The 14,021-nt window shown below is 54.1% G+C and carries 11 protein-coding genes, 1 riboswitch and 1 other annotated feature; of the genes, 9 read left to right on the plus strand and 2 right to left on the minus strand.

Features of this window, described 5'->3' with window-relative positions:
• The first annotated feature begins 14 nt into the window (after positions 1-14).
• The 3 genes from CIG75_RS07980 (at position 15) to CIG75_RS07990 (ending at position 3,420) form a co-directional block, all read left to right on the plus strand.
• The gene (locus tag CIG75_RS07980) at positions 15-1,088 is read left to right on the plus strand and encodes a mannose-1-phosphate guanylyltransferase (RefSeq protein ID WP_094236176.1); all 1,074 of its coding nucleotides are present in this window, start codon (positions 15-17) and stop codon (positions 1,086-1,088) included.
• A 16-nt stretch (positions 1,089-1,104) separates the two neighbouring features.
• Positions 1,105-2,454, plus strand: a complete 1,350-nt coding sequence (locus tag CIG75_RS07985) for a CotS family spore coat protein (protein WP_094236177.1) — start codon at positions 1,105-1,107, stop codon at positions 2,452-2,454.
• A gap of 282 nt (positions 2,455-2,736) precedes the next feature.
• On the plus strand, positions 2,737-3,420 hold the full coding sequence (locus CIG75_RS07990) for a DNA alkylation repair protein (protein WP_094238373.1): 684 nt from the start codon (positions 2,737-2,739) through the stop codon (positions 3,418-3,420).
• 732 nt (positions 3,421-4,152) lie between these two features.
• Here the strand turns inward: CIG75_RS07990 and CIG75_RS21195 are convergent.
• Both CIG75_RS21195 and CIG75_RS20935 read right to left on the minus strand, forming a co-directional pair.
• Entirely contained in the window at positions 4,153-5,013 is an 861-nt protein-coding gene (locus CIG75_RS21195) for a C40 family peptidase (protein WP_227874382.1), read from the minus strand.
• A gap of 7 nt (positions 5,014-5,020) precedes the next feature.
• A riboswitch (cyclic di-AMP (ydaO/yuaA leader) is annotated at positions 5,021-5,172 on the minus strand.
• Between the two features lie 158 nt (positions 5,173-5,330).
• The gene (locus CIG75_RS20935; RefSeq protein ID WP_172844430.1) at positions 5,331-5,483 is read right to left on the minus strand and encodes a hypothetical protein; all 153 of its coding nucleotides are present in this window, start codon (positions 5,481-5,483) and stop codon (positions 5,331-5,333) included.
• 138 nt (positions 5,484-5,621) lie between these two features.
• On the opposite strand from CIG75_RS20935, the gene CIG75_RS08000 reads away from it, so the two are divergent.
• The 6 genes from CIG75_RS08000 (at position 5,622) to CIG75_RS08025 (ending at position 14,018) form a co-directional block, all read left to right on the plus strand.
• Positions 5,622-7,049, plus strand: coding sequence for a phosphohexomutase domain-containing protein (locus tag CIG75_RS08000; RefSeq protein WP_094236178.1), 1,428 nt, complete (start codon positions 5,622-5,624; stop codon positions 7,047-7,049).
• Positions 7,050-7,294: 245 nt separating this feature from the next.
• Positions 7,295-8,506 (plus strand): ABC transporter permease, encoded by a 1,212-nt coding sequence (locus tag CIG75_RS08005; protein WP_094236179.1) that lies wholly within the window; start codon positions 7,295-7,297, stop codon positions 8,504-8,506.
• A gap of 1 nt (position 8,507) precedes the next feature.
• The gene (locus CIG75_RS08010; RefSeq protein ID WP_094236180.1) at positions 8,508-9,170 is read left to right on the plus strand and encodes an ABC transporter ATP-binding protein; all 663 of its coding nucleotides are present in this window, start codon (positions 8,508-8,510) and stop codon (positions 9,168-9,170) included.
• A gap of 5 nt (positions 9,171-9,175) precedes the next feature.
• Positions 9,176-9,697 carry a hypothetical protein gene (locus CIG75_RS08015; protein WP_157729449.1) on the plus strand — a complete coding sequence of 174 codons (522 nt, stop codon included), beginning with the start codon at positions 9,176-9,178 and terminating at the stop codon, positions 9,695-9,697.
• Between the two features lie 63 nt (positions 9,698-9,760).
• Positions 9,761-9,999, plus strand: a binding site (T-box leader).
• 47 nt (positions 10,000-10,046) lie between these two features.
• Positions 10,047-12,704 carry a valine--tRNA ligase gene (locus tag CIG75_RS08020; RefSeq protein WP_094236182.1) on the plus strand — a complete coding sequence of 886 codons (2,658 nt, stop codon included), beginning with the start codon at positions 10,047-10,049 and terminating at the stop codon, positions 12,702-12,704.
• A 15-nt stretch (positions 12,705-12,719) separates the two neighbouring features.
• A complete protein-coding gene (locus CIG75_RS08025; protein ID WP_094236183.1) occupies positions 12,720-14,018 on the plus strand; it encodes a bifunctional folylpolyglutamate synthase/dihydrofolate synthase in 1,299 nt (432 codons plus the stop codon).
• The last annotated feature ends 3 nt before the right edge of the window (positions 14,019-14,021 follow it).

Raw genomic sequence — 14,021 nt, forward strand, 5'->3', positions numbered from 1 at the left:
GGAGGTCGATCGACATGCTGTATGCGGTGATCTTGGCTGGCGGGGTGGGCAGCCGTTTTTGGCCGAAAAGTTCGTCTGCCAACCCAAAGCAATTTTTGCAAATCTTTGGGGACAAGAGTTTGCTGCAGACCACAGCGAGCCGCGTTCGTCCTTTGATCCGACAAGATTGCATCTATGTGGTGACGAACGACCGCTATTTTGACAAGATCCGGGAACAGTTGCCAGAACTTCCTCCCGAGAATCTGATCATCGAGCCGGAAGCGCGGGAGACGGCAGCCGGCATCGGGCTAGCTGCCGTTCGGCTGGCACGGCGCGACCCGCAGGCGGTGATGGCCGTTTTGCCATCCGACCACTTCATCGGCTCTGAGCAGGATTTCCGCCGCTGTCTTTCTTGGGCGGCCGAGTTTGCGCGCAATCATAAAATGCTGGTTACGTTTGGCATCCGTCCGACAGAGCCGAAGACAGGATATGGCTACATCAAAATGGATCGCCTGCTCGTCAACGATAACGGGCGGCGGGCCTACCACGTCGCAGAGTTTACGGAGAAGCCAGATTTTGAGCGGGCCTTGCGCTTTTTGCAGTCGGGGAAATACCTGTGGAACTCGGGAATGTTCGTCTGGCGCGTTCAGGAGGTGTTGCACGCCTACCGTCGCTATATGCCCGAGATGTATCAGCAGCTTGCACACCTCTATGAAATCTTAGGTACTCCAGACGAAAAGGAGCAGTTTCGCGAAACGTACGGCAAGATGGAGAAGTTGTCGGTCGATTACGCGATCATGGAAAAAGCGGACAATGTCGCCGTGATTCCGGCCGATTTTGCATGGGACGATGTGGGCTCGTGGCGGTCGGTCGAACGATTTTTAAGCCAAGACAATGCGGGCAATATTGTCAACGGTCTGCATGTAGGGATCGACACGTCGCGCTCGATCATCGAAAGCGAAGAGTTGCTGATCGCGACGATCGGGGTGCGCGACCTGTTGATCGTGCAGGCAGACCGAGCGATCTTGGTTGCCGACAAGGAGCGCGATCAGGAGATCAAAGAGCTGGTCAGACGGATTGAAAAACGAAACTTGAACGAGTTTCTGTAAGGGGGAGGCAAGTGAGATGGGGAAGAAAAAAGAGGAAAAAGAGCTACAGGAGCTGTTTGATGCATTTGGTGCCGATCCGGAAGTGTTGCGCGAGTGGGATCTGGCGGTGGAGAAGATCAAGCAGGTGCGCGGCGTGCTGCGCCTGAAAACGCAAGCCGGCTACAGAGCGCTGAAGAAAGTGAACCTGTCAGAAGCGCGTGTGCGCTTCGTACAGGAGGCGATCGACCATTTGGCAGGCAGAGGTTTTCCAAACGTGCCGCGCTTTATCCGCACCAAGTATGGCGACCCGTATGTGGTGCACCCGAGTGGGATCTATTATTTGACCGATTGGGTGCCGGGGAAGGAAGCCGATTTGAAAAAGGCGAAAAACGTGTTCCTCGCCGCTGAGACGCTCGCCAAACTGCACAATGCAGGGGCAGGCTTTGCAGGCGGTCGGTTCGGGCAGGAGACCCGTGAGGATTTTTCGGCGAGTTGGGGGACGTATTTGGCAAAGCTTTCGAGCTATGATGCGAGCTTGGAGGAGCGTCGCGAACAGACGGCGATGGATGAGTCCTATCGCTCCCACCGACTTGAACTGACCCAGATGATCGAACATGCGACCGAGCAGCTCGCCAACACGCCCTATCCGCAGATCTTGGAGTGGGCGCGGGAGCACAAGACGCTCTGTCATGGATCATTTTCGCGACAGAATCTGATCGTCGAGAAGGAGCGCATGACGGTGATTGATTTTGATCATTGTCACTATGGACATCCGGTGCATGATCTGGGCGCGCTGTTGACCCGTTATATGCCACGATACCAGTGGGATACAACGATCGGCTTTTCGATCCTCGATGTTTACCGCGGGGTGCGAGAGGTCAGCGCGGAGGAGATGACGGTGCTGGCGGCATACCTTTCCTTCCCACAGCGCACGTTGGAAGTGGTCGAGGCCTATTTTGAACGCACGCGCGATTGGGATGGCGGACGTTTTGCGAACCGTTTCCGCAAGCAGTTGGCGCTAGATGAAGGGCGGGAGATGTTCGTGCAGGATTTGATCGCCCGCTATGGACTGAATCTGTCGGCGCCTTCGTTTGCCCCGCATTTGGAAGGCTTAGAATCGTACGATGAGTTGGATGGAATGGAGTCGTCGTCGGTGGAAACTCGCGAAGACGGTTGGGAAGCGCAACATGTAGTGGAAAAATCGGAACAGGTCTCGGTGGAAGTGGAGGAAGAGGCGCCAGAAGTCTCGCTGGTCAGCCATGAGGATGAATATGATGATCATGCGAATGAAGAGGAAAGCAGCAGTGGGACGAAGTTGCGCTACACGGTGCCGCGCGTCAAGCAACGCAAACCGCAAAAGCCAGGGCCTTGGCGTCCGAATCGTTAATGTTACAGTTGCCGTCGATTCGAGGATCGGCGGCAATCTTCTGCCTCGATCTTGAATGATCCGCTTGCAGGAGGGATGATCTGTCTAGGATTTGTGAGGGGATCGAGGACAAGCTCATAGATGATTTGCCACCAGCATAGACCTGTTCCAGCGATCAAAGCGTTCCTCAGCTTTCGCGTGTTGTACCACTAGTAAAGCGGGGAAATAAAGCTGTTGATCTATTAAGGTCAGCGGCTTTCGTTTATACTGGAGGGTAATGTAGTGAAAGGGGCGGATCATTCGATGGATTTACAAACGGTGATGGCAAGACTGGAAGCGATGGGAACCGAGCAGGCCCGCAAAACGTACTTGCGGCATGGGGTTGGCGAGAATGCCTTCGGAGTTTCATTTGCCAACATGAAGGTGCTGGCCAAGGAGATCAAGAAGAATCAAGACCTAGCAGAGCAACTGTGGGAGACTGGGAATTATGAAGCTTGCAGCATGGCGACTTTGATTGCCGACCCGAAAAAGATCAGCATCGAGACGCTGAATTCGTGGGCGTGGAGTTTGAAGACCTATGCGCTGAGCGATTTGCTGACGACCAACCTTGCCAGCAAGACTCAGTTCGCACAGCAGTTGATGGAAATGTGGATCGGGGAAGAGGATGCAGAGCCTGTTGGTCGTGCGGGCTGGCAGATGCTAAGCTTGCTTGCGACAGGTAAAAAAGAGGTGCCCGATGAGCTGTTCCAACCCTATTTGACGATCATCGAGGAGCGTATTCATCAGAGCAAAAACCGGATAAAGGAAGCGATGAACGGGACCCTGATCGCCATTGGCGGTCGAAATGAAGCTTTAGAAGCACGGGCCATTCCGATCGCGCAAAGAATAGGCATCGTAGAGATCGACCACGGTGATACAGCTTGCAAAACACCAGATGCGATCGAGTACATCAAGAAAATGAGAGAACGCAAGAAGGCCAAGGCTTAAACTGAGTCTATGTCCCGCCACCTTTGCTGCTCGTTCAAGTCATGATGGCTCAGCGGGACGAGGTCGTGGATGTATCACCCGATCTGTACTTGCAGGATCGATCGAACAGAGGATGGCTGTGCGTACGGCTTTTTTGGCGTTCTTCTTAGCATCGCAACGCCTGGGATCGGGTACAGTATGCAGAGTTGGATCGAGCAAGCAACGTGTAGCAGGTGCGATGTCCTGTGGTGACGACGTGTTACGAAATGGTGGAAGGTGAATGCGCACAGTGACCAAAGTAACGGTGATTTGCTACTCATTTCCCGGGAAATAGGTCATATGAACTATGTAAAACGAACGAGTCAAAAACACACCCACTGACCACCGTTCCGCATATTGCACGTTTCGCAGATCAGATTTTAGTAAAAGTACATCAAAATGAATGATGGACTTGAGGCGTGGTGGCTGGATATGCTGACTTATGATGTCTGAAGAAACCATAAGCCATTCACATCCTCATGCCTTATGTAGAAAGGGCGTTTCTTTTTCTTACAAGGCAAGGCAGGAGGCCGTGAAGGAAAACGCCACAAAGCACACCTGATGAAGAGTATTAGTCTCCATAGATCACGCAAAGAGCGCTTCCCGATTACGATACGGGAAGCGCTCTTTGCATCATTCGGCTCCATTTTGTTGACAGTTCGACGGAGCTTTGACTACAGCCCAGTCATGTTTTTTACAAACAGGGTACTTGACTTAGATCACTCGCTTCGCACCAATGTACTTGGCGCCCCAATAGGACGGGTCGTTAACTTTGGCGATGCTTACACCTTTGGACGAAGTAGCAGAAATGAACTCTCCGTTCCCGGTGTAGATCCCAACATGTCCGACAACGCCTTTTTTATTCAGCGAGAAGAAGACGAGATCACCCGGTTTCAAACTGCTCTTGGCGATCGGTTGTCCGGTGTTGTACTGTTCACCCGAAACACGCGGCAAAGACATGCCGTTCTTGGCGAACACATACTGCGTCAACCCCGAGCAGTCAAACCCTTTTGGTGTCATCCCACCCCAAACATAGGGGGTGCCCATATAGGATTTAGCCGTTTTGATGATCTTTTCGCTCATCGGCACATAGACCGGAGCCAGCGCCTGATGAGTTCTTCCATCGGTTGCGACGATCGCCGACAGTGTCGGTTGATGCCAAGTCACTTTCGCGTTCAGCGCTTCGGTGGCGAAGCGGATCGGCACAAATGTCCGCTCTTGCTTCAGGACCGGAACTGTATCCATCAGTTCTGTTTTCCCGTTGATGACGATATGGCGGTCTCCCGTCTTCAATTTGACAGTCGTAGCACCATTGGTCATCGTCACTGTCACCTGTTGTCCATCTGACTTCCAATCAACCTGATAGCCCATCGATTCGGTCAAAAAGCGAATCGGTACTTGCACCCGATCTGCTCCATCCAGATACGGTTTTACATCTGGAAAGGTGACCAACTTGTCATTGAGCTGCACGTTGTAATTGGGAGCACTGGAAGCCTCCGCTTCACCATTAACTTGACACAATATTCCAACAAAAGCAAAAACACTGATGGCCAGCTTCGCACGCCACGATTTCATCGTTGCAAATACCCTCCTCCTGCGCCTCCGAGGTTAGTTGACGGGTTCGGGAAGAGGATTTCCCTTGCTCTAAAAATCGGTAGAACATTCACCCCAAAGTAATGCGTCCCCCGTACTCATCGCATCAGTTATATCGACAAGATTCGGCATAGTATGCATTCATGCTATCATGCGACTTTGCGAGGAACAAGGCGGGAATCACTGGTAATGATGCGGAGACCCCTGCGCAGCAATGCGGGTGCAGGCTGGTGACACGATCGCTTGACCCTGCATGAGCAACAGAACGCCACCCTCAGCAGCAAGGGTGGCGTTGTTCCTTACGTCCCAATAAACATCGCGACCATGATCAAGAACAGCAGCAAGAGTAAAAAGACATCGAGCACATTTGGGAAAAAAAGTGCTCGGAGGAAGACGAGCGCGATGGCACCACCTAGCAGGAACTTGACGGTGCGCAGCAGGTAGTAGAACATCTGACAAACCTCCGTTTCCAAATCCTTTCCTTGACAGTGTATGTGCTTCCGCCTGCCATTCGTGCGCAGTTCGTGACAAAAGCCCAAGGCCCTGCATAGTCTACAAGACATGTAAAGCTGGCAGGAGGGACGGTCATTATGGAAATCCGTTTTGGAACGGAAGGTTGGCGCGGTCAGATCGCCGACACTTTTACAATCAGCAATGCTCGATTGGTTTGTCAGGCCATCGCTGACGAACTGCACGCCAGGCAAACTGCCGAACTGGGGATGGTCATCGGTTATGACACGAGGTTTCTCTCTGATAAATTTGCGCGGGAATGTGCGCAAGTGCTCGCCGCCAACGGCATTGCTGTCTATTTGCTCGATACGGTCACACCGACACCACTGCTTTCCTTCGCTGTGCGCTACCTCGGCGCAGCAGGCGGGCTGATGGTCACGGCGAGCCACAATCCGGCCGAGTGGAACGGGCTGAAATGGAAGGGTCCACACGCCGGACCTGTCAAGGAGAGCGACATCGTTCAGATGGCGGCGCGGGTCGGAAAGTCAGCGGTGCAAAGCATGTCTTTTGACTCGGCTAGACGTGCCAGGTTGATCCGCTTGACCAATCTGGATGAGCCCTATTTTTCTCAATTGTTTCGCTTCTTGGCCCCGTTCAATAGCAAAAAGCGCAAAATTCACGTCGTCGTCGATGCGATGCATGGTGCGGCGGGAAACTATTTTGCCAGAGCACTCGAGGAACTGGGCTGTCAGGTCACGCCTTTGCGCACCAAACCTGATCCGACGTTTGGCGGTGTCAACCCGGAACCGATCAAACAGAACCTCGTTTTGCTGAAGGAGAAAGTTCTGGAAGTCCACGCCGATCTCGGTCTGGCCACAGATGGTGACGGAGATCGACTAGGGGCGGTCGATGCCCGCGGGACGTTTGTGTCACCGCAGATATTGTTCACCTTGCTCACCTTGCATCTGTTGCGTGAACGCCAATGGTCAGGGGCGGTGGTGCGAACGTTTTCTACCACCCAGATGATCGACAAGGTGGCTCGACTGCATGGTGTCGCACTGCGCGAAGTGCCGATCGGCTTTAAGTATATCTGCGATCTGATGCAGACGGAGGATGTGCTGCTTGGCGGCGAGGAGAGCGGTGGAATCGGGATTGTGCGCCACATGCCTGAGCGGGACGGCATCTTCTCGGGAATGCTTCTGCTCGAACATCTGCTCACGTCCGATCAAAAGTTGAGCGAAGCGGTGGAGAGCCTGATGGTTCTGATCGGTCCTCATGCCTACGAGCGGGTCGATCTTCCAGTGGCCGCGAAGAAAAAGGAGCAACTGCTCAAATCGCTGCGGACGAAGCCGCGCACGTTTGCAGGCTTCGCGGTAAAAGAGGTGCAGACCCTTGATGGCATCAAGTATCGCTTGAGCGGTGGCGGATGGATCTTGTTTCGGCCAAGTGGCACAGAACCGCTGCTTCGCGTCTATGCTGAGGCGCAAGATCAGGCCGATGTCAAAAAGCTGATCGAGGCCGCTCGGCTATTGATCGAGCAAGGGAAAGCGGTCCTCAAAGATCGCTAAACGAGGTCCAAAGGTGGTGCGACCGTGCCACCTTTGGATTTTTTTGGCGTTCTCACCCAATACTAGCAGGAAAGACTTGGGGAACGGGGGACTGCTGCATGTTCAGTTCGGCAGAGATTTTTTTCAATTTGATATGGTTCGCACTGTTGCTGCTTGGTACAATGATTACGGTTTCAATTTTACGAAAACGCGACCCGTTTGATGATGGACCTTCTGTTGATGATGAGACGGAAGAGGTGTAGGCGATGTGGCAGCGTATCCGGTGGGCGTGGCGCAATTTGTGGCGCAAACCTCTGCGCAGTACACTTTTGCTGACCTCGACAGCGATCACGGCGGCGATCTTGTTTCTGAGCTACTTTTTCCTGATGTCGGTAGAGCGCAGTCTGACCGCAAGTGAGGCGCGTTTTGGGGCAGATGTGATGGTCGTGCCGAAGCATTATGGACAAGTAGCAGAGCAGGTGATGATCACAGGTGTGGTGAGCCCGTTTTATATGCCCGGTTCGGTGCTGTCAAAGCTGAGGGAGATTCCGGAGATTCAAGCGATGACGCCACAGCTTTATCTCGAGACCTTTTCGGGCGCGTGTTGTCAGGTCGAAGGTAAGTTTCCTGTTGTAGCATTCGATCCGCAGACCGATTTTACGCTGAAGGGATATCTCAGCGGTGTCGGGAGGGAACTGTCGTCAGATAAAGTGATCGTCGGTAGTGAGGCTGGCGGGAAGAACGCGATCTATCACCTGCAGTATAAAGCTTATCAGGAGCGGCTCAAGCTGTTCGGGCATGAGTTCGAACTGGCGCGCGTGCTGTTTCCGACTGGCACGGGAGCGGACAAGACGATCTATATGACGCTTGAGGCGGCTGGCAAACTGCGGGAGGCTGGTGGCAACGGGCTGAATTTTCCTCGGGACAGCGTGTCGGTGGTATTGTTGAAAACCGCCCCAGGCGATGAGGAGTTCGTTAAGCGTCAGGTCGAGCGCACGATTCCGGAAGCTTCGGCGGTGACGGGTAGCAAACTGCGGGAGACGATCGAGCGCCAGTTGCTCCCTCTTCGGTTGCTGTCCTATTCGATGATCGGTGTGGTGCTGTTGATGGCGGCGATGCAAGGGATGACGCTTTTTTCAGCGCTGGTTAATGAGCGAATGCGTGAGATCGGCATGTTTCGGGCGCTCGGGGCTACGAAGTGGGCGGTGTATCGCGCGTTGCTGACCGAATCTCTGCTGGCAAGTGTGGTCGGTGGAACGCTGGGTGTCTTTTTGGTCGCGGCGTTGCTCGCAGACAATCAGGCGGTGATCGCAAAGACGTTTCAATTGCCACTCTTGTTTCCGACCTTCTTGTCGTCTATCGCACTTGCAACAGGGGTCGTTGTGCTTACCGCGATGATTGGAATGCTGGCGGCGGCGGTGCCGATTCGCTCGATTTTGCGACAGAATCCATATGACGCGATTCGGGAGGGCGAGTAGGATGCTGAAACTGACTGGCGTGAAGAAGACCTACAAGAGCCCGCACGGTGTTGTTCGTGCCTTGCGGGGCGTGGATCTGGAAGTTGCGGATGGCGACTTTGTCGCCGTGATGGGACCTTCGGGCAGTGGGAAATCAACGCTGTTGTCGATGATCGGACTGCTGAGCGCTCCGACAAAAGGGTCGGTTCTGATCGGGGGACGGGAGACGAGCGGACTTGGCGAACGGGAGCGGACGAAGCTCCGGTCGAAGGAGATCGGCTTTGTTTTTCAATTTCCAAGTCTTGTTTCCACGCTCAATGTGCGAGAGAATGTAGTATTGCCAAAAATGTTGGCAGGTGCCGTCAGCGACGCAGATCAAAAGCGAGCCGAACAATTGCTCAAGTTGGTCGGGTTGGACGCTCGCGGGGAAGATCGGTCGTACATGCTGAGCGGGGGCGAACAGCGGCGCGTGGCGTTAGCACGGGCGCTGATGAACGATCCAGCGCTGCTTTTGGCCGATGAGCCGACCGGAGCGCTGGACGATGAGACCGCGGCGGAGATGATGGAACTGTTACATAAGGCCAACGCCACGGGCAAGACGGTGGTGATGGTCACGCATGACAAGGCGATGGCCAAGCGGGCCCATCGCCTGGTACAGATTCGGGATGGAGTGATGGTAGAGTGAAAGGTATGAATTGGCGTTTTTTATTGATTACTTCGGGGGTGCTGGGTCTTCTGTCCGGTTTGCTTCCGGTCTTTTTGGGCGATGAGTATCTGTTTACGACCCTGCCGATCGCGATGATGTTCTCGTCGTTTTTCATCGTGCCGCGCGTCAAGGAACGTAAACTGCCCAGCGCGATTTTTGTCACCCTGTTGACCGCTGTGATCGCAATCGTTGTCTTCTTTATCTATCAGTTTGCGACACGAGATACGGCGCTTGCAACGGCCAACCTGAAGACGGCGCTGACCAACCTGCCGCTGACCGTCTTAATCATTTCGCTGGCAGGCTCGTTTGTTTTCGTCAAGACGAATGAATGGACGGAGAAGAAGCGCGCACAGTTCGAAGCGAAGGCACAAGCCAAAGCGGCCGAAAAGGGAAAAGGCAAAAGCCAAAACGACAGCAAGGGCAAACTGCGCAGTTTCCGTGGACAAAAGACATACGTGCCACATGCGACGAAAAAGCGTTATCGCAACACCAAGAAGAAAAAATAATGGCATTCAGCTTTGACAAAAAGTGTCTTTGTTGTATACTATGAATCAAACAACTTGACAAAGTGAATGGCTTAGATGGGAAAGAGTAGGTTTTGAAAGCCTTCAGAGAGGGTGGCTGATACGCTGTGAGGCCGCCTAGGCAGAAGAAGCTGAACGTCGTCCCGGAGTCGTCTGTCCGAACGCGCGATTTGGCGTGTCCAGTAGGGCTGACCGGTGAATCCGTTATCTTCCCAAGCGCGCAGGACGGCTGTCTTGCGAACTAAAGGTGGTACCGCGGAAGCAACGTCTCTTTCGTCCTTTTTTCAAGGATGAAAGGGACTTTTTTTATTTTGGATCAGGAGGTCTAGAGATGGAAGAGAAAAATATCCCGAAAGTGTATGATCCCAAGGCGGTAGAAGACCGCTTGTACAAATGGTGGATCGAGAAAGACCTGTTCAAAGCAAACAGCGAGCCGGACAAAGAGCCGTACGCGATCGTCATCCCGCCGCCGAACGTAACGGGTGTGTTGCACATGGGCCATGCGCTCGACTTCACGTTGCAAGACGTGCTGATCCGCCGCAAGCGCATGCAAGGTTTTGACGCGCTGTGGCTGCCAGGCTCCGACCATGCGGGCATTGCGACCCAAGCAAAAGTAGAGGGGATGTTGCGCGAAGAAGGCACTTCTCGCCACGACCTTGGCCGTGAAAAGTTTCTTGAAGTCGTGTGGGAGTGGAAAGAGAAATACGCAGCGACGATTCGCAATCAGTGGAGCAAGATGGGCTTCTCGCTCGACTACTCCCGTGAGCGCTTCACGATGGACGAAGGGCTGTCCAAAGCGGTTCGTCTCGTTTTTGTAAAGCTGTATGAAAAAGGGCTGATCTATCGCGGCAAACGCATCATTAACTGGGACCCGGCTGCACGCACTGCTCTCTCCGACATCGAGGTGGAGTACAAAGATGTGCAGGGCGCGCTGTATCACATGCGTTACCCGCTCAAAGACGGAAGCGGCGAGATCGTCGTGGCGACCACCCGTCCTGAGACGATGCTCGGCGATACGGCTGTTGCTGTCCACCCGAGCGATGAGCGCTACCAGCACATGATCGGCAAAATGCTCGACCACCCGATCACCGGCCGCGAGATTCCGATCGTTGCCGATGAGTATGTGGACAAGGAGTTCGGCACTGGTTGCGTGAAGATCACGCCGGCGCACGACCCGAACGACTTTGAGATCGGCCTGCGCCACGATTTGGAACAGATCATCGTGATGGATGAAGGCGGTCAGATGAACGACAAGGCTGGCCCATACGCAGGTCTTGACCGATTTGACTGCCGCAAAAAGATCGTCGCTGACCTGCAAGAGTCGGGCGTGATGTTCAAGATCGAGGAGCACATGCATTCCGTCGGTCACTCCGAGCGATCTGGGGCGGTTGTCGAGCCGTTCCTGTCCACGCAATGGTTTGTGAAAATGCAACCGTTGGCAGATGAAGCGATCGAGCTGCAAAAATCGGAGGACAAAGTGCGCTTCGTTCCCGATCGTTTCGAGCGCACCTACCTGCATTGGATCGAAAACATCCGCGACTGGTGTATCTCGCGCCAACTGTGGTGGGGTCACCGCATCCCGGCTTGGTATTGCGACCACTGTGGTGAGACGATCGTCTCGATGGAAGAGCCGACCGCGTGCAGCAAGTGCAGCCATGACAAGTTGCGTCAGGATGACGATGTGCTCGATACTTGGTTCTCCTCTGGCCTGTGGCCGTTCTCCACGATGGGCTGGCCGGATGAGACGGAAGACCTGAAGCGCTACTATCCGGGCAACGTTTTGGTAACTGGGTATGACATCATCTTCTTCTGGGTTGCGCGGATGATCTTTACGGCGCTTGAGTTCACCGATCGCAAACCGTTCCAGGATGTCTTGATCCACGGTCTGATCCGCGACGCTGAAGGCCGCAAGATGTCGAAGTCGCTCGGCAACGGTGTTGACCCGCTCGAAGTGATCGAAAAATATGGTGCGGACGCTCTGCGCTTCATGCTGATGACCAATGCATCTCCGGGCAATGACCTCCGTTTCTTCTGGGAAAAAGTCGAGTCGGCCCGCAACTTTGCCAACAAGATTTGGAACGCCTCGCGCTTCGTCGAGATGAACCTCGGTGACGACTTCAATTATCAAGGACTTGACGGTGCGACCGATCTCGGCACGGCCGACAAATGGATTTTGCACCGTTTGAATGAGACGGTTCAAGAAGTGAACACGCGCCTTGAGAACTATGATTTCGGCGGCGCAGGTTCGGCGATCTACGAATTCCTGTGGAATGAATACTGCGATTGGTACATCGAGCTTGCGAAGATGCCGCTCAACGGCGAAGCGGAAGCGGCGAAGAACACGACGAAGAACGTGCTGATCTACGCGCTCGACCAAGCGCTTCGTCTACTCCATCCGTTCATGCCGTACCTGACCGAAGAGATTTGGCAGCACTTGCCGGTCCATGCGGAAGGCGAGTCGATCATGAAGGCGACCTACCCCGCCTACGCAAGCGATCTGGCAGACGCAACAGCCGAAAAAGAGATGAATCTCTTGATCGACCTGATCCGTTCTGTGCGCAACACCCGTGCCGAGATGAACGTACCGCCGTCCCGCCCGATCACGTTGCTGATCAAGGCGAAAGATGTGGAGACAGAAAGCATCTTGAACCGCGGCGAATCATACATCCGTCGTTTCTGTAACCCGGATGAACTGGTGATCGGCACCAGCATCGCAGCACCTGAAAAAGCGATTTCTAACGTGGTCACCGGGGCTGAGTTGTTCATGCCGCTGGCCGGTCTGATCGATCTTGATGCTGAGATTTCTCGTCTGCAAAAGGAAGAGAAGAAGCTGGACGGTGAAGTGGAGCGCATCGAGAAAAAGCTGAACAACCAAGGTTTCGTGGCCAAAGCTCCGGCAGATGTGATCGAAACCGAAAAGGCCAAACTGGCCGACTACGAAGAGAAGCGCGAAAAAGTACGCGCCCGCATTGCTGAATTGCGCGGCTAAAGGAGTACCATATACGTGTCAGCGATCGAATGGATCCACAGCTTTGACCGTTTTGACGGGAAGGGCGGAATCAAGCCAGGTTTAGAGCGGATGGTGGCGATGCTCGACCTGGTGGGCCGCCCGCACGACCGTCTCAAATTTTTGCATGTCGCTGGTACGAACGGGAAAGGTTCGACCTGTTCGTATCTCGCTGCCATGCTGCAGGCAGCAGGATATAAAGTAGGACTGTACACTTCCCCCTATCTTATTCAGTTCCATGATCGAATGACCGTCGGCGGTGTTAACATTAGTGACGCTGAATTGGAACAGATTGTGGCACAGCTTCGTCCGGTCGTCGAGCAGGTGGCGGCGACGGAGGCGGGCCGACCAACCGAGTTCGAAGTGCTGAGCGTGGTATCGATCCTGCATTATGCACAGCAAGAGGTGGATTTTGTCGTGTGGGAGACAGGGCTTGGCGGGCGGTTGGATTCGACTAATGTGGTCACGCCGCTGCTTTCCTTGATCACCAATGTTGGGATGGATCATCAGGTGATTCTTGGTGACAAATTGGAACAGATTGCAGCTGAGAAGGCTGGCATCATCAAACCGGGTGTGCCCGTATTGACTACCGCTCAAGGTGTGGCACTCGCCGTGATTGAGCAGACTGCCCAAGCAACCGGGTCGGACTGCTTGCAATCTGGTCAGGATTTTTCTGCGCAGCGCACGTCATTTGGATGGGATGGGCAGACGTTCGATTGGCAAGGGTTTGGTCATACGCTGGACCATTTGCGAATCAAGATGCTCGGCGCGCATCAGATTGTCAATGCATCGCTTGCGGTGGCCGCTTGCATGCAGCTTCAGGAGATGGGATATGTGATCTCCGAGTCGAGCATGCGCGAGGGGCTCTTGCATACCGCATGGGCTGGAAGGTTGGAAGTGGTGGCGCACAAACCGTTGACGGTGCTCGACGGTGCGCACAACCCGGAAGGCGCACAAGCGCTCGGTACGGCACTACGGGAACTGTTGCCAGAGCAAAAAGTGGTGCTGATCGTAGGCGTGATGGCAGATAAGGCGATTCCAGAGGTTTTGGCACCACTGGTGCCTTTGGCGTCGCATGTGGTCGTCACACGTGCGAACATGCCGCGCTCAGCTCTTGTGGACGAGATGGCGCAGATGATTTATCAACTTGACCCCCAGCTGTCCGTTTCGACGTCACAGTCGGTGGAGGAAGCGTTTCAATTGGCACGGGGTCAGGTGCTGGAAGCGGACGGTGTTATCGTTTGCACCGGCTCTCTGTACATGATTTCGGAAGCGCGCGCTTTGTTCTTTCATTAAATA

Origin of the sequence: Tumebacillus algifaecis (genome assembly GCF_002243515.1) — a bacterium.
In the GTDB taxonomy this organism is placed as follows: Bacteria; Bacillota; Bacilli; order Tumebacillales; family Tumebacillaceae; genus Tumebacillus_A; species Tumebacillus_A algifaecis.

Excerpts from the sequence above, each read along its gene's own strand:
- CIG75_RS07980 (WP_094236176.1), top strand. The coding sequence starts at position 15 with ATGCTGTATGCGGTGATCTTGGCTGGCGGGGTGGGCAGCCGTTTTTGG.
- CIG75_RS07985 (WP_094236177.1), top strand. The coding sequence starts at position 1,105 with ATGGGGAAGAAAAAAGAGGAAAAAGAGCTACAGGAGCTGTTTGATGCA.
- CIG75_RS07990 (WP_094238373.1), top strand. The coding sequence starts at position 2,737 with ATGGATTTACAAACGGTGATGGCAAGACTGGAAGCGATGGGAACCGAG.
- CIG75_RS21195 (WP_227874382.1), bottom strand. The coding sequence starts at position 5,013 with ATGAAATCGTGGCGTGCGAAGCTGGCCATCAGTGTTTTTGCTTTTGTT.
- CIG75_RS20935 (WP_172844430.1), bottom strand. The coding sequence starts at position 5,483 with ATGTTCTACTACCTGCTGCGCACCGTCAAGTTCCTGCTAGGTGGTGCC.
- CIG75_RS08000 (WP_094236178.1), top strand. The coding sequence starts at position 5,622 with ATGGAAATCCGTTTTGGAACGGAAGGTTGGCGCGGTCAGATCGCCGAC.
- CIG75_RS08005 (WP_094236179.1), top strand. The coding sequence starts at position 7,295 with ATGTGGCAGCGTATCCGGTGGGCGTGGCGCAATTTGTGGCGCAAACCT.
- CIG75_RS08010 (WP_094236180.1), top strand. The coding sequence starts at position 8,508 with ATGCTGAAACTGACTGGCGTGAAGAAGACCTACAAGAGCCCGCACGGT.
- CIG75_RS08015 (WP_157729449.1), top strand. The coding sequence starts at position 9,176 with ATGAATTGGCGTTTTTTATTGATTACTTCGGGGGTGCTGGGTCTTCTG.
- CIG75_RS08020 (WP_094236182.1), top strand. The coding sequence starts at position 10,047 with ATGGAAGAGAAAAATATCCCGAAAGTGTATGATCCCAAGGCGGTAGAA.